The 20,311-nt window shown below is 61.9% G+C and carries 19 protein-coding genes; 10 read left to right on the top strand and 9 right to left on the bottom strand.

Features of this window, described 5'->3' with window-relative positions; all coding sequences use genetic code 11:
- Positions 1–2: 2 nt before the first annotated feature.
- On the top strand, positions 3–1,175 hold the full coding sequence (locus tag B8784_RS20750) for a DUF2336 domain-containing protein (RefSeq protein WP_084399982.1): 1,173 nt from the start codon (positions 3–5) through the stop codon (positions 1,173–1,175).
- On the opposite strand, the gene B8784_RS20745 is transcribed toward B8784_RS20750, so the two are convergent.
- A complete protein-coding gene (locus B8784_RS20745) occupies positions 1,172–1,858 on the bottom strand; it encodes an EAL domain-containing protein (RefSeq protein ID WP_158085776.1) in 687 nt (228 codons plus the stop codon). The two genes, B8784_RS20750 and B8784_RS20745, sit on opposite strands and share 4 nt — an antisense overlap.
- 196 nt (positions 1,859–2,054) lie before the next feature.
- Between B8784_RS20745 and B8784_RS20740 the strand changes: the two genes are divergently transcribed.
- The gene (locus tag B8784_RS20740; RefSeq protein ID WP_233356270.1) at positions 2,055–2,789 is read left to right on the top strand and encodes an NUDIX hydrolase; all 735 of its coding nucleotides are present in this window, start codon (positions 2,055–2,057) and stop codon (positions 2,787–2,789) included.
- Positions 2,790–2,798: 9 nt separating this feature from the next.
- On the opposite strand, the gene B8784_RS20735 is transcribed toward B8784_RS20740, so the two are convergent.
- The 7 genes from B8784_RS20735 to B8784_RS20705 form a co-directional block, all read right to left on the bottom strand.
- Complete coding sequence (locus B8784_RS20735) at positions 2,799–4,064, bottom strand: amidohydrolase family protein (protein WP_084399979.1); 1,266 nt, start codon at positions 4,062–4,064, stop codon at positions 2,799–2,801.
- Complete coding sequence (locus B8784_RS20730; RefSeq protein WP_084399978.1) at positions 4,061–5,482, bottom strand: amidohydrolase; 1,422 nt, start codon at positions 5,480–5,482, stop codon at positions 4,061–4,063. Before B8784_RS20730 ends, B8784_RS20735 begins: the two co-directional genes overlap by 4 nt.
- Before the next feature lie 95 nt (positions 5,483–5,577).
- Positions 5,578–6,750, bottom strand: coding sequence for a GNAT family N-acetyltransferase (locus B8784_RS20725; RefSeq protein ID WP_084399977.1), 1,173 nt, complete (start codon positions 6,748–6,750; stop codon positions 5,578–5,580).
- A gap of 2 nt (positions 6,751–6,752) precedes the next feature.
- Positions 6,753–7,673: a hypothetical protein gene (locus B8784_RS20720; RefSeq protein WP_084399976.1), complete on the bottom strand. Its 921-nt coding sequence runs from the start codon at positions 7,671–7,673 to the stop codon at positions 6,753–6,755.
- Positions 7,674–7,787: 114 nt separating this feature from the next.
- Complete coding sequence (parE, locus tag B8784_RS20715; protein WP_084399975.1) at positions 7,788–9,788, bottom strand: DNA topoisomerase IV subunit B; 2,001 nt, start codon at positions 9,786–9,788, stop codon at positions 7,788–7,790.
- Positions 9,789–9,896: 108 nt separating this feature from the next.
- Entirely contained in the window at positions 9,897–10,547 is a 651-nt protein-coding gene (locus B8784_RS20710; RefSeq protein WP_084399974.1) for a uracil-DNA glycosylase, read from the bottom strand.
- Positions 10,540–11,115, bottom strand: coding sequence for a LabA-like NYN domain-containing protein (locus B8784_RS20705; protein ID WP_084399973.1), 576 nt, complete (start codon positions 11,113–11,115; stop codon positions 10,540–10,542). The genes B8784_RS20710 and B8784_RS20705 overlap by 8 nt, the downstream gene beginning before the upstream one ends.
- A gap of 133 nt (positions 11,116–11,248) precedes the next feature.
- Between B8784_RS20705 and rpoZ the strand changes: the two genes are divergently transcribed.
- Genes rpoZ through recO form a run of 7 tightly spaced genes read left to right on the top strand, consistent with a single transcriptional unit; the run spans position 11,249 to position 17,299 of the window.
- The gene (rpoZ, locus tag B8784_RS20700; RefSeq protein ID WP_084399972.1) at positions 11,249–11,599 is read left to right on the top strand and encodes a DNA-directed RNA polymerase subunit omega; all 351 of its coding nucleotides are present in this window, start codon (positions 11,249–11,251) and stop codon (positions 11,597–11,599) included.
- Between the two features lie 6 nt (positions 11,600–11,605).
- Complete coding sequence (locus B8784_RS20695; RefSeq protein ID WP_233356269.1) at positions 11,606–13,849, top strand: RelA/SpoT family protein; 2,244 nt, start codon at positions 11,606–11,608, stop codon at positions 13,847–13,849.
- Positions 13,846–14,427: an orotate phosphoribosyltransferase gene (gene pyrE, locus B8784_RS20690; RefSeq protein WP_084399970.1), complete on the top strand. Its 582-nt coding sequence runs from the start codon at positions 13,846–13,848 to the stop codon at positions 14,425–14,427. The genes B8784_RS20695 and pyrE overlap by 4 nt, the downstream gene beginning before the upstream one ends.
- Positions 14,428–14,450: 23 nt before the next feature.
- Complete coding sequence (gene acpS, locus B8784_RS20685) at positions 14,451–14,864, top strand: holo-ACP synthase (RefSeq protein ID WP_084399969.1); 414 nt, start codon at positions 14,451–14,453, stop codon at positions 14,862–14,864.
- Positions 14,861–15,631, top strand: a complete 771-nt coding sequence (gene rnc, locus B8784_RS20680; RefSeq protein WP_084399968.1) for a ribonuclease III — start codon at positions 14,861–14,863, stop codon at positions 15,629–15,631. The genes acpS and rnc overlap by 4 nt, the downstream gene beginning before the upstream one ends.
- Complete coding sequence (gene era / locus B8784_RS20675; protein WP_084399967.1) at positions 15,621–16,568, top strand: GTPase Era; 948 nt, start codon at positions 15,621–15,623, stop codon at positions 16,566–16,568. Before rnc ends, era begins: the two co-directional genes overlap by 11 nt.
- Complete coding sequence (gene recO / locus B8784_RS20670; protein WP_084399966.1) at positions 16,568–17,299, top strand: DNA repair protein RecO; 732 nt, start codon at positions 16,568–16,570, stop codon at positions 17,297–17,299. Before era ends, recO begins: the two co-directional genes overlap by 1 nt.
- Here recO and B8784_RS20665 read toward each other — a convergent pair.
- Positions 17,296–17,994: an extensin-like domain-containing protein gene (locus tag B8784_RS20665; RefSeq protein ID WP_084399965.1), complete on the bottom strand. Its 699-nt coding sequence runs from the start codon at positions 17,992–17,994 to the stop codon at positions 17,296–17,298. The genes recO and B8784_RS20665 overlap by 4 nt on opposite strands.
- 82 nt (positions 17,995–18,076) lie before the next feature.
- Here B8784_RS20665 and parC point away from each other — a divergent pair, with 82 nt between their 5' ends.
- Positions 18,077–20,311: a DNA topoisomerase IV subunit A gene (gene parC / locus B8784_RS20660; RefSeq protein WP_084399964.1), complete on the top strand. Its 2,235-nt coding sequence runs from the start codon at positions 18,077–18,079 to the stop codon at positions 20,309–20,311.

The following is a 20,311-nucleotide window of genomic DNA, read 5'->3' as shown; positions in this document are numbered from 1 at the left end:
AGATGAGTATTGCAAGCATGCGTCCGCAATTGTCCGACCAGGACATAGAGCGGCTCATGAAAGGGGAGACCCCGGAGGAGCGCGCAAGCATTGCCCATCGTCTCTGCCGTCGGATCGCCACGGACGCCCTCGGCGACGAAGAGCGGACCTATGCTGAAGAGATCATCCAGATCCTGGCCGAGGACACCGCAGACCTTGTGCGCCGCACGCTCTCCGTCACGCTAAGAAACTCGCCGCGCCTGCCGCGCGATGTCGCCTTGAAGCTGGCCCAGGACATTGAGGCGGTCGCGCTGCCTGTACTCGAATATTCTCCTGCTTTCACCGATGAAGACCTTATCGAGCTTGTCCTGGCGGTGACCGATGCCAAGCAGGCGGCGATTGCTTCACGCGAACACGTCAATGAAGAGCTGTGCGAAGTGATCAGCGAACACGGTGCCTCCGAGGCCGTTACCGTGCTTGCGCGCAACCAGGGTGCCCGCTGGACGAACAAGGCCTATGAACAGTCCATCCAGCGTTTCTCCGACAATGAGGGCCTCAAGGAAGCGATTATCCGGCGCGAGCACATTCCCGTCCATATCGCCGAGAAGCTCGTCTCTCTCGTCTCCGGCCAGGTTTTCGACCTTCTGGTCAACAAGCATGAATTGCCCGCGCAGATCGCCATTGAGCTGGCCTCGGGAACGCGGGAACGGGCGACCATCGACCTGGTCGAGCAGGCTGACCGCAGCCACGACATGGAATATTTCGTCCATCAGCTCGACCTGAATGGACGCCTGACCCATTCGCTGATCATGCGCGCGCTGTGCATCGGACACATGAGGTTCGTCGAACAGGCCCTCGCAGAGCTTTCAGGCGTGCCTTATAACCGTGTCTGGCTCATGATCCATGATGCGGGCCCGCGCGGGCTTGCGGCCATCTTTGACCGGGCCGGGCTGCCGCGAAAACTGCTTCCGGCCTTCAAGGCGGCCGTCAATGTCTTCCATGAAACCGAACTGGACGGCGGGCCGAACGACAAGGCACGTTTCCGCGCCCGTATGATCGAGCGCGTTCTGACCCAGTTCCAGGCCATCCCGAAGGAAGACCTGGATTATCTTCTGGACAAGCTGGATATCTATGCCGAGCAGGCCGCTGGCGAGGAGACTGAGGACGATCATCCGCGCCAGGTTCAGGCTGGCTAGGCGTCTGTGCGCGGACGCGCGCCGAGATCGATCCCGAGCGCGGCAAGATCGCTCCCGTCGCGGTAACGCGCTTTCTCCGCAATAACGGCCATGCCGCAGGCGACGGCTGCTTCGACGCGGTTCATCAGGTCCGATGAGCGCCAGAGTTCGCCAGCATCGATGCGCACCGAGTCGAGCATCAGGCGAAGGCCCGTATCCAGCGGGGTGCACCAGGTCTGCGTGGCGTCGATGGCGATACGGAACCCCTTGCGGCGCAGCGCTTCAATGCTGCGAGTGACGTCCTTCTTCGATTGAGAGAGGGATGCGTCGGTGACTTCGATGCAGATCTCCTGAGGCAGGATGCGGCTGCGCGCAGCAGCGGCTTCGCAGGCGCTCGGCGTGTCAGGGTGCATCATGGCCGCGATAGGGGCAGAGACCATCAGGGGACGCGAGTGCGCAGCTTCGTCGGCCGCAGCGCGGGCGACGGTCTCGACCATGTCGGCCAGCCATGCGGCAGGCGACGGCGTGTCGGCGAGCATGCCCGACGGGCCGAAGGCTACGAATTCTTCGTAGCGCTTCGGCGTCTCGGCGATCAGATTGACGATATCGCCTTTGACCAGGTGTATGACGGGCTCGAACCGAACGGGTTGTGTAACCGGAAATGTCGCGCCTTGAGGCTGAACGCGCGTTCTGACGTGTTGCATGCCGCACCTGTGTCTGTGATTGTCGGGAAGCGCAGTCATAGCGCAGCAAGATTTAAATCAGGCGCATACGAAAATGCGGATTTCCGTAAAATTTGCCTGAAGTTTCGGGAGGATAAGAGTGAGTCAGACAAACGCTGCGCCGCATCTTTCAGCAACCATACTTCTGGTCCGGGATGCTCCTCAGCTGGAGGTCCTGATGGTGGAACGTCACTATCAGATCGATTTCGCGGCGGGCGCCCTGGTCTTCCCGGGCGGCAAGACACATGACGAGGATGCCTCTGAGGGGTGGGCGGATCTGGTCGATGGCGACTTTTCCGGCGCCGAACGCGCGGCCAGAATTGCGGCCATTCGCGAAGCCTATGAGGAAAGCGGGATCATCTTGGCCCGCCCGTCAGGTGCGCGAGGGGCGGATGCGCCCCTGGTGGGCGCAGATGTCGCCGATGCGTTGAGCCCTTTCCGGGCGGCTGTCGACCGGCGCGAGCACAGCTTTATCGAACTCGTCAGGGAATATGGCCTCGTCCTTGCGCTGGACAGTCTCGTTCATTTCGGCCACTGGATCACGCCGGACATGATGCCGAAGCGGTTCGACACGCATTTCTATCTGGCTCCGACGCCGCCCCAACAGCTGGCCCGTCATGATGGGCGGGAGACAACCGATTCCGTCTGGCTCGAACCGGCGCGGGCGCTGGAAATGGAGGAAGCCGGAGAGGCGACCATCATCTTCCCGACGCGCATGAATCTCGGAAAGCTCGCCGAGACAGCACGGGTCGATGACGCAATCGCCCGTTTCAGGGGCGAAGGCGTGGTGACCGTGCTGCCGGTCGTCGGCGAGGACGAGAACGGCAATCCATGCCTGCATATTCCGGTCGAGGCCGGCTATGGCCAAACCATCGAGCCGCTAGAGAAGGTCTCGAATGTCGCGCGCCGCTAGGCCTTCAAGCTAGTGCTTGAAGGCCATCGGCTTTTCGCTTTCATCCAGATCGAGATAACGGTCGCGCAGCTCGGTCTGGCGGCTTTCCAGCGATTGCTCAACACCGTCGATATAGATCCGCGTAGGCGCACTCATCACTTCCAGCGGATCGCCGTCCCAGATCACGAGGTCGCCGACATCGCCGGGTTCCAGTGAGCCCAGCTCAGGCGTGCCGAAGATTTCCGCCGGAGCCGATGTGATCGCCCGCAGCGCGTCTTCATGATCGACGCCATTGGCCACGGCATTGCCGGCGCCTTGCAGTATAAGGCGGGCCTGGTGCGTGCTGTCGTCAAAATAGCTGATCGCCGTGACGACGCCAGCGTCGATGAGACGCTGGGCGTTCTCCTGCGTGGCGCCGAGCGTCTCGAAGCTGCCCGGGAGATTGTCGTAAGGGTCGATGATGACGGGAATCTCGGCTTCAGCCAGTTCATCGGCGACCATCCAGCCTTCCGTGGCACTGACCAGGGCGATGTTCAGCGCGGGATTGTCGGCCTTGAGGTCGATGATATGGCGGATGTCACTGGCGCGGTCGACGGCGATCAGGATGAGCTGCTGACCCTTGGCGGCTGCCGAGAAGGCTTGCGCGTCAAGGCGCCCAAGCGCGTCGCCCTTGTCGCTGGCGATGTAGCGCGCGGGATAGGTGCGGGCATCGACCAGCGCAGCGCGAAGCGTCGCCCAGGCCGCTGGCCGTGAGCCGCCCGACAGGGCTGCGCCGCCTTCACCGAGATTGATGAAAGTGAAGGCGGCCGGCTTGGTGATGGAGTCGCCATCGCCGGAGCTGTCGGCGACAAAGCCCTGGCCGCCGAACAGGGTCGAGCCGAAGCCCGGCACCACGGCGAACCGCGTTACCCCTTCGATGCGGGTGACCGGAATGGTCGTTTCCATCGGGTTGAATGCATCGGCCATGTCCAGAGCCGCCCCATAGGAGGACATCGGCGCGGCGGCGTCATTGGTCGTGTCCTCGGCGCCAACCTCGACAATGCCGATCTGCGTATAGGGCGCGAAGATACCGGGCGTGACCCAGGCCCCGTCGGCGTCCACAACCTCAAGGCCTTGCGGCACGTCTGCGTCTTCACCAGCTGCGGCAACCTTGCCATCCTGGATGACGACTGTGGCACCCTCGACCAGTTCGTCACCGGTCCAGAGTTTCGCATTGGTCACGGCGACCGACTGGGCCGACGCCATCAGCGGCAGGGAGAGGCTGACAAGTCCGGCACTAATAACTGTCCTGATCATTTCACGTCTCCTTCGCCGGGCTGGCCAAGTTCAAAATCGCTGACGGGCTGATAGTCCGGATCGTCCCGGTCATACATCAGGGCCCCGTCGACAAAGACCTTCTCGGCCTGCGCGTAGACACTGAACGGATCTGTCGACCAGAGGACGACATCGGCGTCCTTGCCGGGTTCCAGAGAGCCGGTCTGGTCGAAGATGCCGAGGGATTTGGCCGGGTTCGCCGACAGCCATGTCCAGGCTTCGGCCTTCGAGATCTCGAGGCCGACCCGCTTGCCATCGGCCAGGGCCTTCGCGGCCTCCTGGTTCAGGCGCTGGATGCCGATGTCGCTGTCGGAATGCACGATGGCGCAGGCCCCGGCATTGTGGACAAAGGGAATATTCTCACGAATGCCGTCATAGGCCTCCATCTTGAAGCCCCACCAGTCCGCCCACATCGAGGAACAGATGTCTTCCTCGGCCAGCGTGTCGGCAATCTTGTAGCTTTCGACGGCGTGGTGGAAGGAGGAGATCTTGTAGTCGAACTCCTTCGACATATCGATGATCTGCATCATCTCGTCTGCGCGGTAGCAGTGCATGTGGACGAGGATGTCGCCTTCGAGCACACCCTTGAGCGTGTCGAGCTCAAGATCGCGGGCCGGCTGGTCGCCGCCTTCCTCTTCCCATTTGTCCCACTTGGCCTTGTATTCCTGGGCGTCGATCCAGGCGCCGCGATAGCCGGCCATGTTGCCCATGCGCGAGAACGGCGCGCCGCCCGGATAGCGGCCATTGCCATAGCCATAAACGCGCTTCGGGTTTTCCCCGCAGGCCATCTTCAGCGTGTAGGGCGCGTCGGGGAATTTCATGCCCTGGACGCTGCGGGCCGGTACATTCTTGATGATCACGCCGCGCCCGCCGAAGAGATTGGCGGAGCCCGGCAGGATCTGCATCGAGGTCACCCCGCCCGCGCGAGCCCGGTTGAAGCCCGGATCTTGTGGCCAGAGGCCGTGCTCGGCCCAGACTTCCGCCGTCACAGGCGCGGAGATTTCATTGCCGTCCTGATGGGCGCTGACACTCGGCGAGGGGTAGACGCCAAGGTGGGAGTGATTGTCGATGATGCCCGGCGTGACGTATTTGCCGGTGGCGTCGATCACCTCGACATCCTCTCCGGCTTCAAGGTCTTCGCCAATTGCCTCGATGGCGCCATCCTTCAGCAGCACGTCCTGGTTTTCGGCGATGCCGCCAAGCCCGTCATAGACCGTGGCGCCCTGAAGCAAAACCGCGCCTGCGGGATAGGCGTTGTAGGTCGACGGATAGGGATCCTTGTCGAAGGCCTTTTCGTTGCTTGCCTGCTTATCGGGTGTCTCGTCCCCACCATCGCCGCCGCAGGCGCCGACACTGAGAAGCACTGCGACCGCCGCAGCGACGCTCAAAGACGTTTTCATGAAAGCCCCTCTGACAGCTTATGACTTTCTCGTCATACTGACCAATTCGCAAGCTGTTGCAATGGCAACAGACGAAAAGTGCGGCTTTGTGACCGTCAGGCCCGTTTGCGCAGCAGGGTACGCGACATCAGGGCATAGCCAAAGGCATGAAGACGCGGCAGGACGGCGAACTCGCTGACAGCGATCTGGTCCATGCGGCGCTTCAGTCGCGCTGTGAGGGAGAAGGGGGCATTCGCCCCGGCCAGTTTCCAGACCTTGCGGTTGAGTGTGTGACGCCAGGCTCTCAGCCCGTGTCCTGTGGCAAAGACCGGTTTTGCCGGGCGCGAGGCGTTGGCGAAGTATTTCTTGTAATGGTCATGGCCATTGGCAAGGTCATAGGTCTCGATCCCCATGCGATCGAGAGACTGCAGCGCGTTCAGGAGAAGCAGGTTGCCCGGTGAGTAATGGCCGAAGGCCGGATTGAACGCGGCAATCCAGGGATGGAAGGCGGTGCCGACCTTCACGCCGAAATGCCCGCTCACCAGCGTATCCTTGACCTTCAGCGACAAACAGAAACCATGCTCACTGGTCGCGACGGCCTGTAGCAGGCGGCGCGACTGGGTGGCTGTTGTCAGATCGACATAGCCCGAGGCCCGGTATTGCTCGCTCTTGAAGGCAAGAAGCGTTTCCAGGGTCGTCTCATCCGGCCGACCCCAGCTGAGCTGCAACTCACCGATATCCCGCTGTATCTGGCTGGCAAGCCGGCGGAAATTCTTGAAGCGCTTCGGGTGGGCGGCCCTCTGGGTTTCCAGAAGTGTGGCGGGGCTCACGCCGTTTAGCCGGATGACATGACTGTCTTCGGACTCCGGCTGCTCCAGCATGTCGGCAGGCGGGTCGATCCTGCTCCATGGGTCGGGCGTCGCCGGGGCGTCATAGGCCGCAATACCGGCCGCGCTGAGCATATCAGGCAGGACAAGTTGCGAGCTTGGATGGAAGACTGGGCCCGAATAATCAGAAAAGGGCGCGCCGAGGGGCCGTGCCAGCCCGTCCGGGCGCAGATGAATAGCAAGGACGGCGTCCAGACGTTCATTCGTTTCGTAGAGAGCGATGCGGACATCGTCGCGCACACAGGCGACAAGATACGCGAATTCCGGCTGGAGAAGCGCGCTGTCATACGTCTCATGCGTGCGGCACAACATGCGCCATTTGTCGAGGTCGGCTGCCGTCAGGTCGCCGTAGCGCACCAGCCGGCAGGTCATGTCAGGCGGGAGAGGCGTTGCGCGGGCCACGCTCAGGCCTCCACGCCGGAGAGGGGGCGCACGCAATTGGCCGCAGAGAGATCGAGTTCGAAGGTCGCAGGCGTCGGCCCGTTTGCTATCCGTCTTTTCTCGGCCTGCTTCATCAGCCGGGCCAAAGCGGCCTTGCCCAGCGTGGCGGGCGTTAGACCGTTCGGTCGCTTGGGGTGCGCCCCAAACTGGCGCCGCAGCTTGCCATTGGCATAAAGCGCATTGGCGCGGATCAGCCCAGGAAGTGTCATGAATTCGCATGACAGCGAGACATTCAGCATGTCACCGTTCTGGACCCGGTGGGGCGCGGTCTGCGGCCATGTGACCGCCATGCCGGGCTTCATGTCGATGCGGCGAGCCGACGTCTCGAAAGCCTGCCTGAACGTCAAACCTTCTTCCTGCTCGCGCAGGACAATGGATTCCAGGCGTTCATCCGGTGCGAAGTCCACCGTTGCCGGATAGACCCACATCGTTTTCTCGCCACGGATCTGGAACAGCGACACGAGCGGGATATCGAGATGATAATGAACATTCACGCCAGGTGAGGAGATCAGCACGCCCATATCGCGCTTGAAGACCTTCTGGCCCGAAGCTTGTTCGAGGCTGCCAAAAATGGCATCGGCCGTGGGCCCATAGTCTGAGACCTTGGCGTTAACGGCCCGCAAGTTGAGCCAGATCCGGCCGCGGCGGACGGCCTGCATAAGCTCTTCGCCTGAGAGGTCCGGGGCGCGGCCTCTGACGGGGGCTTCTTCGCCCTCGCCATGTTCGCCAAAGGTCCAGATGCCGAGCTGGTCGCGCGGATAGGCATCGAGGAGGGCGGCGAGAGCGGCGTCGCAAAACAGCGGAGACTGGTCGAGCGTATGGCTCGCCTGAAGGATGTCCGATCCAAATGACTTTCGGGCGTTTGCCGGCCAGTTGATCGCCATGATCTGTCCCGTCCTGTAACAGTCTGCGGGATGACCCGGCTATTCCGGGCCTTGTCCGGCAAACTTCAGGGACAGGTGAGCAAGATGCAGGCCGAAGCCTGTCGGCCAGCGGCTCTAGATGTCGAGATCGTCAGCGAAGTGGGCATTTTCCTGGATGAAGCGGAAGCGGTGTTCGGCCTTCTTGCCCATCAGCGTGTCGATGAGTTCGGCCGGGCGCATCTCGGTCAGGGCGTCCATGGAGTCGGGCAGGGTGATCCGGGCAAGCTGACGGGTCGCCGGGTCCATGGTCGTTTCCTTGAGGTGAACGGGGTTCATTTCGCCCAGACCCTTGAAGCGGCCGACCTCGACCTTCTGGTTCGCCTTGAATTCCTTCTCCATCAGCTCAGCCTTGTCTTCGTCATTCATGGCGTAGACCGACTTGCCCTTGTAGCTGAGCCGGTAAAGCGGGGGCATGGCCATGTAGAGGCGGCCGCTTTCGATCAGACCGGGGGTCATCTGGTAGAAGAAGGTGATGAGCAGCGAGGCAATGTGCGCACCGTCGACGTCAGCATCGGTCATGATGATGACGCGCTCATAGCGCAGGTCATCAATGCTGAATCGCGTCCGCAGCCCCGTGCCGAGCGCCAGCATCAGGTCCGACAACTCCTGGTTCTTCTCGAGCTTGTCATGCGAGGCAGAGGCAACGTTCAGGATCTTGCCGCGCAGGGGCAGAATGGCCTGGGTCGCCCGGTCGCGCGCCTGCTTGGCGGAGCCGCCAGCCGAGTCGCCCTCGACGATAAAAAGTTCGGTGTTTTCCGGCCCGCTTTTGGAGCAGTCGGCCAGTTTGCCGGGTAGGCGCAGCTTCTTCGTGGCCGATTTGCGGGCCACTTCCTTGGCCTTGCGTCGGCGCGCCCGGTCGTCGGCGCGCTCCATGGCCCAGTTGAGCAGCTTGTCGGATTCTTTCGGACTGGCGGCGAGCCAATGGTCGAAACGGTCGCGCACGGCATTCTCGACCAGGCGGAAGGCGGCTGTGGTCGAGAGCTTGTCCTTGGTCTGGCCGACAAATTCCGGGCCGCGAATGAAGACCGACAGAAGAATGCCCGCATAGGACATGATGTCGTCTGCCGTGATGTTGGAGGCCTTCTTCTGGCCGGTCAGTTCGCCATAATTGCGCAGGCCCTTGGTGATGGCTGAGCGAAGGCCCGCCTCGTGCGTGCCGCCATCCGGTGTCGGGATCGTGTTACAGTAGGAGCGTGAAAAGCCGTCGGCTTCGCCGAAGCCGGCCGGTGTCCAGGCGATTGCCCACTCGACCTTGCCTTCATCTGTCTCGACAAGACCGGAGAAGGCCTCGGCCGTAATCATCTCCTTGTCCTTGAAGACCTCGTCCAGCTGATCGGCCAAGCCGTTGGGATAGGTGAGGACGGCTTCAGCCGGGACCTTGGAATCCTCCGGCAGGAGTTCCGGTGCGCAGGACCAGCGCACTTCAACGCCGCGATAGAGATAGGCTTTCGATCTCGCCATCTGGAACAGGCGCGATGGCTTGAAACGGAGCTTTTCGCCGAAGATCTCGACATCGGGCTTGAAACGCACGCTCGTGCCTCGGCGGTTCGGGGCCGCGCCACGCAGTTCGACGGGGCCCGTCACATGGCCGCGCTCGAAGGCCTGGACATAGAGTTTCTTGTCGCGGGCCACCTCGACCTCAACGCGCTCGGACAGCGCATTCACCACCGAGATGCCGACACCGTGCAGGCCGCCGGCGGTCTCATAGGCCTTGTCGGAGAACTTCCCGCCGGCATGCAGTGTCGTCATGATAACTTCCAGCGCCGACTTCTCCGGGAATTTCGGGTGCGGATCGACCGGGATGCCGCGGCCATTGTCGACAATGGTGAGGTAGCCGTCTTCGCCGAGATGGACCTCGATCCGGCTGGCATGGCCGGCCACGGCTTCGTCCATCGCATTGTCGAGGACTTCGGCGAAAAGGTGGTGATAGGCGCGCTCGTCCGTGCCGCCGATATACATACCGGGGCGTTTGCGGACGGGCTCAAGGCCTTCCAGGACTTCGATGTCCTTGGCGGAGTAACCGGATTGGTCTGGCGTCATGTCGTCGAACAATTGGGCTTGGTTGAGGGCTGCCATCAAAGGACTCCGTCTAGACCGACTCACCGGAATGATACGAGCCCTAATCACAGGCGGAAGCCGTTAATGGCGCGTTAACCCTCTCGGAAGTCCACAGAAGACTGTTCTTCAGGCAGACAGGGCCCGTGCGCGGGCGAAGACGGATTCGAACATTTCGGGCGTCAGGCGGCGTGTATTCGTATTGTAACGCGAGCAGTGATAGCTCGACAGCAGGGTCAGGCCATTCGGCAGCGTGTACTCGCTTTCGTGCCCGAAGGGATGGTCCTTCAGTTTCAGGCCGAGCCCGCGCACTGTCGAATCGTGCGCAATCTTGCCCAGGCAAAGGAGCACCTTGAGCCGGGGAAGGGCGTCGATGCGGGCCTGCAGGAAGGGCCGGCAGGTGTTGATTTCGGCGCCCACGGGCTTGTTGGCAGGGGGCACGCAGCGCACGGCATTGGTGATCATCGCATCGTGAAGGGCGAGCCCGTCATCGGGGCGGGCATCATAGGCGCCGCTGGACAGGCCGAACTTGTCGAGCGTGGCGTAAAGCAGGTCGCCCGCCCAGTCGCCAGTAAAGGGCCGGCCGGTCTTGTTGGCTCCGGAGACACCGGGCGCCAGCCCCACGACCAGGATCGAGGCCTGGGGGTCGCCGAAGGAGGGCACCGCCCCATTGAACCAGTCGGGATGTTTTTCGGCATTCTCGAGGCGGTAGGCAACGAGACGGGGGCAGAGGGAACAATCGACGGGCGGCTCGGCAGGTACATCTTGCCGCTCAGTCATAATCGTCGTCCGTATCGCGGTCATCGTCATCGCTGTCACGCCGCGGGCGGGCGATCAGCTTGGCCATGTCCGAGAGGTCGATGAAGCTGTCGGCTTCGCGGCGCAATTCGTCGGCGACAGTCTGTGGCTGGCCCTTGATCGAGGAGACGACGGTGACCCGCACGCCATGCTGTTTGGTCGCTTCGACAGCCCGGCGGAAATCGCCATCGCCGGCGAAAAGTACAATGTGATCGACGAAAGGCGCCGTGGCGACCATATCGACCGTCAGCTCGACATTCATATTGCCGCGCACGCGGCGGCGGCCTTCGCGATCGGTGAATTCCCGGGCTGGTTTGGTCACAACATTGAAGCCGTTATAGGCAAGCCAGTCGACCAGCGGTCGGATCGGGCTGTAATCGTCATTTTCGAGGATGGTGGTGTAGTAATTCGCTCTCAGAAGATGGCCGCGATCGCGGAATTCGGCCAGCAGCTTGCGGAAATCGATCTCGAGATTGAGGGCGCGGGCGCTCGAATAGAGACTGGCTCCGTCGATGAAGACGGCGAGGCGCTCATCCTTGTAAAATACCATTGTAGAAAGGTCCGTTGATCAATATCTAGCGGGAAAGCCTTCAAGGCTATCTGTGAACTGCATTTGGAGCAAGCGCCGGGTTGCCTAGAGTTGCTGCAGCGCATATACAAAACGGTCACAGGAGAATTTCCCCATGGCACGTGTTACTGTAGAAGACTGCATCGAGCAGGTCCCGAACCGTTTTGAGCTTATCCTTGTCGCTGCTCAGCGCGCCCGCATGATCCGCGAAGGCTCGCCGCTGACAGTCGACCGCGACAATGACAAGGACCCGGTTGTTGCGCTTCGCGAAATCGCAGAGCGCGCCGTCAGCCTGGATGTCGTGCGCGAGGGCCTGATTGCCAACCTTCAGGAAGTCCGTCCTGGTGAGGAAGAAGAGCGCGAAGCCGACAAGGCAGCTCTCGAAGCAGCGCCTGCGGCAAGCGAAGAAGATGTCATGCGCGCTTACCAGGCCGAGCTGGAGTCGGGGCGCGACGATAGGTTCTAGATCCATATGAGCAGTGCGGCCGCAGCAATTTCAGACCGGTCGCCCCCCAATATGGAGCGGCGTGCTTCTGGCGCGCCTGTTGAAATCCCGTCAGCTCAGGACCTCGTCGATACGATCAGGGCGTATCACCCTGACGCAGATGTCCCGCGCCTGACCGATGCTTACGCCTTCGCCAAGGAAAAACACGGCGAACAGCTCAGAAAATCCGGCGACCCTTACTATTCGCACCCGGTCCAGGTCGCCATGCTGCTGGCCGAGACCCGGCTGGATCAGTGCACGATCATGGCCGGGCTGCTTCACGACACGGTCGAGGATTGCGACGTCACGCTCGAGCAGATCGAGACCCGGTTCGGGCATGATGTCTCTGAACTGGTCGATGGCGTCACCAAGCTTGGCAAGCTCGACTACAAGTCGGAAAAGTCCAAGCAAGCCGAGAACTTCCAGAAATTCATCCTGGCGACGGTCAATGACGTTCGCGTCCTGCTGGTGAAGCTGGCTGACCGACTCCACAATATGCGCACGCTTCACTTCGTGCCGAAGGAAGAGACGCGTTCGCGCATCGCGCGTGAGACGATGGAAATCTACGCGCCGCTGGCCCGCAGGATCGGTCTGTATGCCGTGGCTTCCGAGCTGGAGGATCTGTCCTTCCATCACGTCAATCCGGCTGCGCGCGACAGTATCATCCGCAAGCTCGAGGATCTGTCATCGGAAAATGCCGATGATCTTGAGCGCATCCGGTTCGCGATCAAGCAGATCGTTGCCGAGCAGGGCATCGAGGCGCGTGTAAAAGGCCGGCGTAAGCAGCCCTATTCGATCTGGCGGAAGCTGGAGAAGAAATCGATTTCCTTCCGGGACGTTGCCGACATCTTTGCCTTCCGGGTGATCGTCTCGGACGTCATTGAATGCTACCAGCTGCTTGGTGCTTTCCATACGGTATGGGCATGCCTGCCGGATCGCTTCCGCGACTTCATCTCGGTACCGAAACCGAACGGCTATGCCTCGCTGCACACGACCGTGCGCGCGTCCGGCAACCGGCTTGTCGAGCTGCAGATACGCACAGAGGCGATGGACCGGACCGCCGAACACGGCGTTGCCGCGCACTGGACCTACAAGAACAGCGAATACGGTTTCGACCTCGAATCCTCGAAGGCGGCCGGTCTCGATCCGGGCGCCAATTTGCGCGCCTTTGGCGAGTTGCTGGCCGACGGGGCCGAGCCTGACGAATTTCTCGAGCATGCCAAGCTCGAAATGTACCGCGAGCATGTCTTCGCCTTCACGCCGAAAGGCCGGCTTATCATCCTGCCGGGCGGGGCGATGCCGCTCGACTTTGCCTATGCAGTTCACACGGCCGTCGGCGACACATGCGACGGGGTGAAGATAAACGGCGTGGTGCGGACATTGCGCACGCCGCTGAAGAATGGCGATGTTGTCGAGATCCTGCGCCGGGAAGAAGCCCGCCCGACCGTGGGTTGGGAAGCGCTGACCGTGACGGGCCGGGCCCGCTCGGCCATCCGCCGGCTCATCCGTGATCGTGAGCAGGCCGAGTTCGTCCGTCTGGGCCGCACCCTGATCGACCGCGACCTGCGCCGCGCCGGTCTCGACCCGTTCGAAGTGGACCTTCCGCGTGTGGCGCGCCGCGCCGAGTTCGACAGCGCCGAAGCGCTCGCCGAAGCTATTGGCCGCGGGCGCTATGACACTTCCGATTTTATCCGCACCGTCTTTCCGGGCTATGAGCCGGTCCAGTCGATCCCGGCGGACCGGACCGTGCTGGATGACGATCATGCCAGTCGCATGGTGGCCGGTGAGGACCTGACACCTGGTGTCACGCTACACCTCGGTGAGTGCTGCAATCCGATTCCGGGCGACCGGATCATCGGTCTGCGGGAACCGGAAAAGGGCCTGGTGATTCACACCATCTATTGCCGCCGTGTGGCCGAATATGAAGACCGGCCAGACCTCTGGGTCGATTTGCGCTGGAACGAGGTCGCCAAGCAGGGCGTCGTCGCGGTCGGCCGGATTACCGTGCGAGCGATCAACAAGAAGGGCGTCATGGCTAGCCAGTGTTCGGCCATCGCGCAGGCCGGCGGCAATATCACGCGCGTCGAGACGGGCGAGCGGACCTCCGATTTTCTGCAGCTGACCTTCGATATCGAGGTTGAGGACCTGCGCCATCTGGAGCAGATAAAGGCCGCATTGCGGGCGCTCGCCGTTGTGGAGAGCGTCGAGCGGATTGAGGAGGCTGCGACTTGACCAGTGAAGACGTGCTTGAGGTGTTCCGCGAAGCTGGCGCTCTTCTCGAAGGTCATTTCATTCTCTCGTCAGGCCGCCGCAGCCCGGTCTTTCTCCAGAAAGCCCTCGTCTTTTCCAGACCAGACCTGTCGGCCAGGCTTTGCGCGGCGCTGGCGGAGCGGGTGAAAGCGGAATTCGGCCAGATCGATGTTGTTGCCGGCCCGGCTGTGGGCGGCATCATTCCCGGTTATGAACTCGCGCGTCAGCTAGGCTGCCGGGCCATCTTCGCTGAACGCTCCGACGGCAAGCTCAGCTTCCGGCGGGGCTTTTCCATCGAGGACGGAGAGCGCGTTCTCGTCGCTGAGGACATTGTCACGACAGGGCTTTCCTTCCGCGAAACGGTTGAGGCCCTGGATGCGCTGCCGGGCGAAGTTGTCGGTGGCTCCTGCATTATCGACCGGTCGAACGGAGCGGCGGATGTTGGTTGCAAGCTTGTTTCGCTCGCCCAGGTCGACTTTCCTGATTATGCCGCGGATGATTTACCTCCCGAGCTGGAAGCGATACCAGCCATCAAGCCGGGCAGCCGCGGCCTGGCCTGAGTGCGAGGAGGCGTGAGCCGGCCATGATCATCGGCATGGGAAATGACATGTGCAATATCGAGCGCATCGAGCGCTCGATTGAGCGGTTTGGGGACCGGTTCAAACAGCGTTGCTTTACGGACATCGAGATCGCGCTTGCCGAACGCCGCCGGCGCAGCGCGGAAACCTATGCAAAGCGCTTTGCCGCCAAGGAGGCGTGCGCCAAGGCGCTTGGCACCGGCGTGCCCCGGCGTGGTGTACACTGGAAGCATATGGGGGTCGTGAACTTGCCTACAGGCAAACCCACCATGGCGCTGACCGGTGGTGCGGCGACACGGCTTGCTGCGCTGATGCCGGACGAGCATGAAGCTGTCATCCACCTCACAATTACCGATGATCATCCGTGGGCGTCGGCAGTTGTCATTATCGAGGCCATGCCCATAAGGCTCGCGCCATGAAGAATGCACGTCCGAAACGTACAAGATTGCGCGCGGCCGGGAAGGCGGCAAGGCGCAAGCGCCCCGAACTCGATGCGGAAAGCCAGGCTGAGCTTGAGGGCCGGCTGGGCTATGCCTTCAAGAACGCCGACTGGCTCAACCGCGCGCTGACCCATCCCAGCCTGATCGACAATTATGATGGCGATGCACAGTTCTCGAACCAGAGGCTGGAATTCCTGGGTGACCGCGTGCTTGGCCTTGTCATGGCAGAGGTGCTGATTGCCCGGTTTCCGGCAGAGCGCGAGGGCTATCTGACCAAGCTGTTCCACCAGCTTGTGAGCGGTGAAGCCTGCGCCGAGGTCGGCGAGGGCCTGGGTCTTCGCCCCTTCCTCTTTCTCGATCCATCGATGGAGAAGAACAAGCGCGGCAGTTATGACAAGAGTGTCGCCGATGCGGTCGAGGCGCTGATTGCCGCCATCTATCGGGATGGCGGTCTGGATGCCGCACGGGACTTCATCACCCGGCACTGGATCATGGAGCTGGTTCATCGCGAGGTTTCCCAGCAGAATCCGAAGACCCGGCTGAGCGACTGGTGCGGGGCCAATCGTGCGCCTTACGCTGCTTACGAGATCGTCGACCGGGCCGGGCCGGACCATGAGCCGGTTTTTACCGTCAGAGCACGTGTTGACGGATGGGGTGAGGCGGTTGAGAAGGGCCGCTCCAGACAGGAAGCGGAAATGGCTGCCGCCGACCGCCTTTTGAGAGATTTGTTGCGCAATGGAAGCTGAAGACATCCGTCGGGCCGGTTTTGTCGCCATTATCGGTGCGCCGAACGCCGGAAAGTCGACCCTGACCAACGCCCTGGTCGGGACCAAGGTCGCGATCGTGACCCACAAGGTCCAGACAACACGGTTTCCCGTCCGCGGCATTGCCCACACCGATGACACCCAGCTCGTCATTGTCGACACGCCCGGCATCTTCGGGGCAAGCCGCAGGCTCGACCGAGCCATGGTCAAGGCGGCCTGGACAGGCGCGGACGATGCCGATGCGGTGGTCCACCTGGTCGATGCGGCTGCCTGGATCGCCGACAAGGAGGGGGCGGCAACTCCGGCGCAGACTCGCTCGGTTGCCGATGACCGGGCGCTGATCGAGACGCTGAAATCCTCCGGGCGCAAGGTCATGCTCGCGCTCAACAAGATCGACCTCTTCCCGCATGAGCAGGTTCTGCCGCTGATGGCAGAGTTCAACGAAATGGGCGTCTATTCCGACATCTTCATGATCTCCGCCGAAAAGGGCGACGGCATGGATGTCCTGCTCAAGGCGCTGGCCGACCGCATGCCGGAAGGCGGCGCGCTCTATCCGCCCGAGCAGTCCGCCGATATCCCCGCGCGGCTGCTCGCCGCCGAGATCACGCGCGAGAAGCTGATGCTGCGCCTGCATGAGGAATTGCCTTACCAGCTGACGGTCGAGACCGAGACCTGGGAAGATTTCCGCAATGGCGACGTGAAGATCCAGCAGGCCGTCATTGTCGGGCGCGAAAGCCATAAATCCATGGTGCTCGGCCGCAGCGGACAGACGATCAAGGCCGTCAGCAAGGCTGCCCGCAAGGAAATGAGCGAACTTTTCGACCGCCGTGTCCATCTCTTCCTGTTTGTGAAGGTCGATGAGAAGTGGCAGGAGAAGCGGGAATCCTATGCGCATCTCGGCCTGGAGTTCGATACCTGATGCACTGGCGCGATGAGGGGCTCATCCTCGGCGGGCGGAAATTCGGTGAAAGTGGTTTGATTCTCGACGTCCTGACCCGCACACGCGGGCGGCGGTCCGGGCTCGTCTATGGCGGGGCCTCGCGAAAGAAGCGCGGGCAGTTCGAGGCGGGAAACTCCGTTGATCTGTCATGGTCCGGTCGTCTTGAAGAGCAGCTTGGCCGGTTCGATGTGGCCGAAGCCTCGAAGCACCGCGCGGCACGCCTGCTGGACCTGCCGGATGCGCTGGCCGCCGTCGCCTCGGTGAGTGCCTTGCTGCGCGGCGTTCTGAACGAGGGCGATCAGGCGGGCTCCAACATTTACGAAGCGAGCCTTCTGCTCCTGGACAGTCTGGAAGATGATGCCGTCTGGCCCGCGCTCTATGTACGCTGGGAGCTGGGCCTGCTTTCGGCGCTTGGGTTTGGGCTCGATCTCGACCAGTGCGCGGTCTCCGGCGCGAATGACGGGCTGACACACGTCTCGCCCAGGACAGGGCGCGCTGTGAAAGGCTCCGAAGCCGAAGACTATGTCGACCGGCTCCTCGTCCTGCCGCGATTTCTCTGCGATCCGGCGGCGCCGGCGCACGGCGACGACATCCGTAGCGGACTGGCGCTGACAGGCTTTTTCGTCGAGCGGCGGCTGTTCCACGCGATCAACAAGGATCTGCCGGAGGCGCGCCGGCGGCTTGCGCGGCGGCTTTCCAGACGCGATTAGCGGCAGAGCGACCCGTTGCCCATGTCGAAGTGGAAATGATCAGCGTGGGCGGCATTGTAATCCGGGCTGAGCGCGACCGAGAACACCTTGCACCCGCCTTCATGGACAGCCTTCAGGAAGTCCCCACGGGCGCTCGTTTCCCGCCAGTGCTCGCGGACATCGATGACCTCACCGTTGGCGAGGCGAAACCCCTTGATGTCGATGGCATTGGCACGGGCGTGCTCGCTCAGGCGGTTGGTCCCGGCAATGTTACGGCACGAGAAGCTGCCATAGCTCAGCACTTCCTCGACCGGTGAGGCGAACATCTCTTCGGCGAGCGGGCGCACGACATCATTCTCCCAGATGAACAGGGCCGCCATTTCGTGGCAGGTCATGCGAAGAGGTGCCACGGAATAGGGCATCAGCGAGCGGTCAAGCACCAGAACGTCCTGGAGCGGGCATCGCTCGGTCCCGGCATCCTCAGGCAGACGCGTATAGCCGACCTCAGCCTTGTCGAGCAGGGAGTAACACAGGCCATGGTCGTCCTTGATGCGTGCCAGCTTGAAATGTGTGGCAATCCCGATCGGATCGGTCAGGTCGATCGGCCTCAGCGGATTGTGTTGCGGCGGGAGGAAGCGGTTCAGAACAAGAATGCCAAGCACGACAGCAGCAGCAATGCCGAGCTGCTTTATGGTGCGGGTCAGCGTGTTGTTCATTCCTTAACCAATCCGGTCTTTCTGTTTACCTTTGCAGAAGTGTTGATTCTGCCCTGCCAGTGAGCCGATCGAAGGAGCCGACATGTCCGATACTATGGATCATGATGATGGCAATATAATCAACGAGCCGCTGAGCGAAGCTCTGACGAAGCGCTATCTCGCTTATGCGCTCTCGACAATCACGTCACGGGCGCTGCCGGATGTGCGCGATGGGCTGAAGCCTGTCCAGCGCCGTATCCTCTACGGCATGCGGGAGCTGAAGCTCGATCCGGATGCAGGCTACCGCAAGTGCGCCAAGATCGTCGGCGACGTGATGGGTAATTATCACCCGCATGGTGACAGCGCGATCTACGACACGCTGGTACGCCTCGCCCAGAATTTTTCCGTGCGCTATCCGCTCGTCGACGGGCAGGGCAATTTCGGCAATATCGATGGCGATAGCGCAGCCGCATATCGTTACACCGAAGCGCGCATGACCGAAGCCGCCAAGCTGATGCTCGAGGGGCTCAGCGAGGACGCGGTCGACTTCAAGGACAACTATTCCGAGACCGACACCGAGCCGGTCGTCCTGCCGGCGGGCTATCCGAACCTGCTTGCCAATGGCGCGACCGGGATTGCCGTCGGCATGGCGACCTCCATTCCGCCACACAATGTCGCCGAAGTCATCGATGCAGCCCTGTTGCTCATCGAGAACAGGGATACGTCGATTTCCGAGCTGATGAATGTCATGCCGGGCCCCGACTTCCCGACAGGCGGGATTGTGGTCGAGCCGCGCAGTGCCATCCGCGAGGCCTATGAGACAGGCCGGGGCGGCTTCCGGATCCGGGCGCGCTGGCATGTGGAGGATCTCGGCCGCGGTACCTGGCAGATCGTGGTGACGGAGATTCCGTTCCAAGTGCAGAAGTCGCGTCTGATCGAGAAGCTGGCGGAACTCATTGAGACGAAAAAGGCGCCGCTTCTCAGCGATGTGAAGGATGAAAGCGCCGACGATATCCGCATCGTCCTCGAACCGCGCGCCAAGACCGTCGAGCCCGATGTGCTGATGGAGAGCCTGTTCAAGCTCTGCGACCTGGAATCGCGCTTCTCCATGAACATGAACGTGCTCCACAAGGGCGCACCGCGTGTCATGGGACTGCGGGACGTGTTGCAGGCTTATCTCGACCACCGCCGTGAGGTCGTGGTGCGCCGGGCCGCCTTCCGGCTCGACAAGATCGAGAAGCGTCTCCACCTGCTCGACGGCTATCTCATCGCCTATCTCAACATCGATGAGGTGATCCGGCTCATCCGCGAGGAGGATGAGCCGAAACAGGTCATGATGGACCGGTTCGGGATTACCGATGTCCAGGCCGAAGCGATCCTCAATCTCCGCCTGCGCGCCCTGCGCAAGCTTGAGGAGATGGAGATCAAGCGCGAGCATGAATCGCTCACCGAAGAACGCGCCGACATCCAGTCGCTGCTCAACTCCACGCGCCGCCAGTGGACGAAGGTCGGCAAGGAGTTGAAAGAAGCTCGCAAGGCGTTCGACCCGGACAGCGATCTGGGGCGCCGCCGCGCCTCCTTCGAGGATGCGCCCGAAATCGATCTTAGCGCAGCGCTGGAAGCCTCAACTCCGAAGGATCCGCTGACCGTTGTTCTCTCCTCGATGGGCTGGATCCGCGGGATGAAAGGCCACGGCCTCGACCTTGAGGCGACCAAGTTCAAGGAAGGCGACTCCCTCTATCTCAGCGAGGAAGTCTATACGACCGACAAGATCGTTCTGATGGCGAGTGACGGGCGCGCCTTTACGCTGACGTGCGACAAGCTGCCGGGCGGTCGCGGGCATGGTGAGCCGATCCGGCTTTCCATCGACCTTGAAGACAATGTCGGCATTGTCGCCATGTTCAAGCTGGAAGGCGAGCGCAAGCGGCTGGTGGCCTCTGACATTGGCTATGGCTTCATCGTCCCGGAAAGCGAGCTGGAATCAAACCGCAAGGCCGGCAAGTCGGCCGTGAATACAGGCGGTGGCAAGCTGGTGCTCTGTTCAATTGTCGAGGGCGATCATATCGCTGTGGTCGGCACCAACCGCAAGATGCTGGTCTTCCCTCTGGAAGAGCTGCCGGAGATGCCGCGCGGCAAGGGTGTGAAACTGCAGACCTATCGCGGCAAGGATCAGCTGAAAGACGCCATGACCTTCCACAAGGAAGATGGCCTTTTCGTGCGCGATGCGGCGGGTCGCTCCCGTGGCTTCCCGGAATGGGAAGAATGGCTCGGCAAGCGGGCCCAGGCCGGCAAGGCTGTGCCCAAGGGCTTCCCGAAATCGGGACAATTCAACGGATAG

It is taken from the genome of Henriciella aquimarina, from assembly GCF_002088975.1.
Classification (GTDB): Bacteria; Pseudomonadota; Alphaproteobacteria; order Caulobacterales; family Hyphomonadaceae; genus Henriciella; species Henriciella aquimarina.
This window is presented reverse-complemented; position numbering and strand designations above follow the sequence as displayed.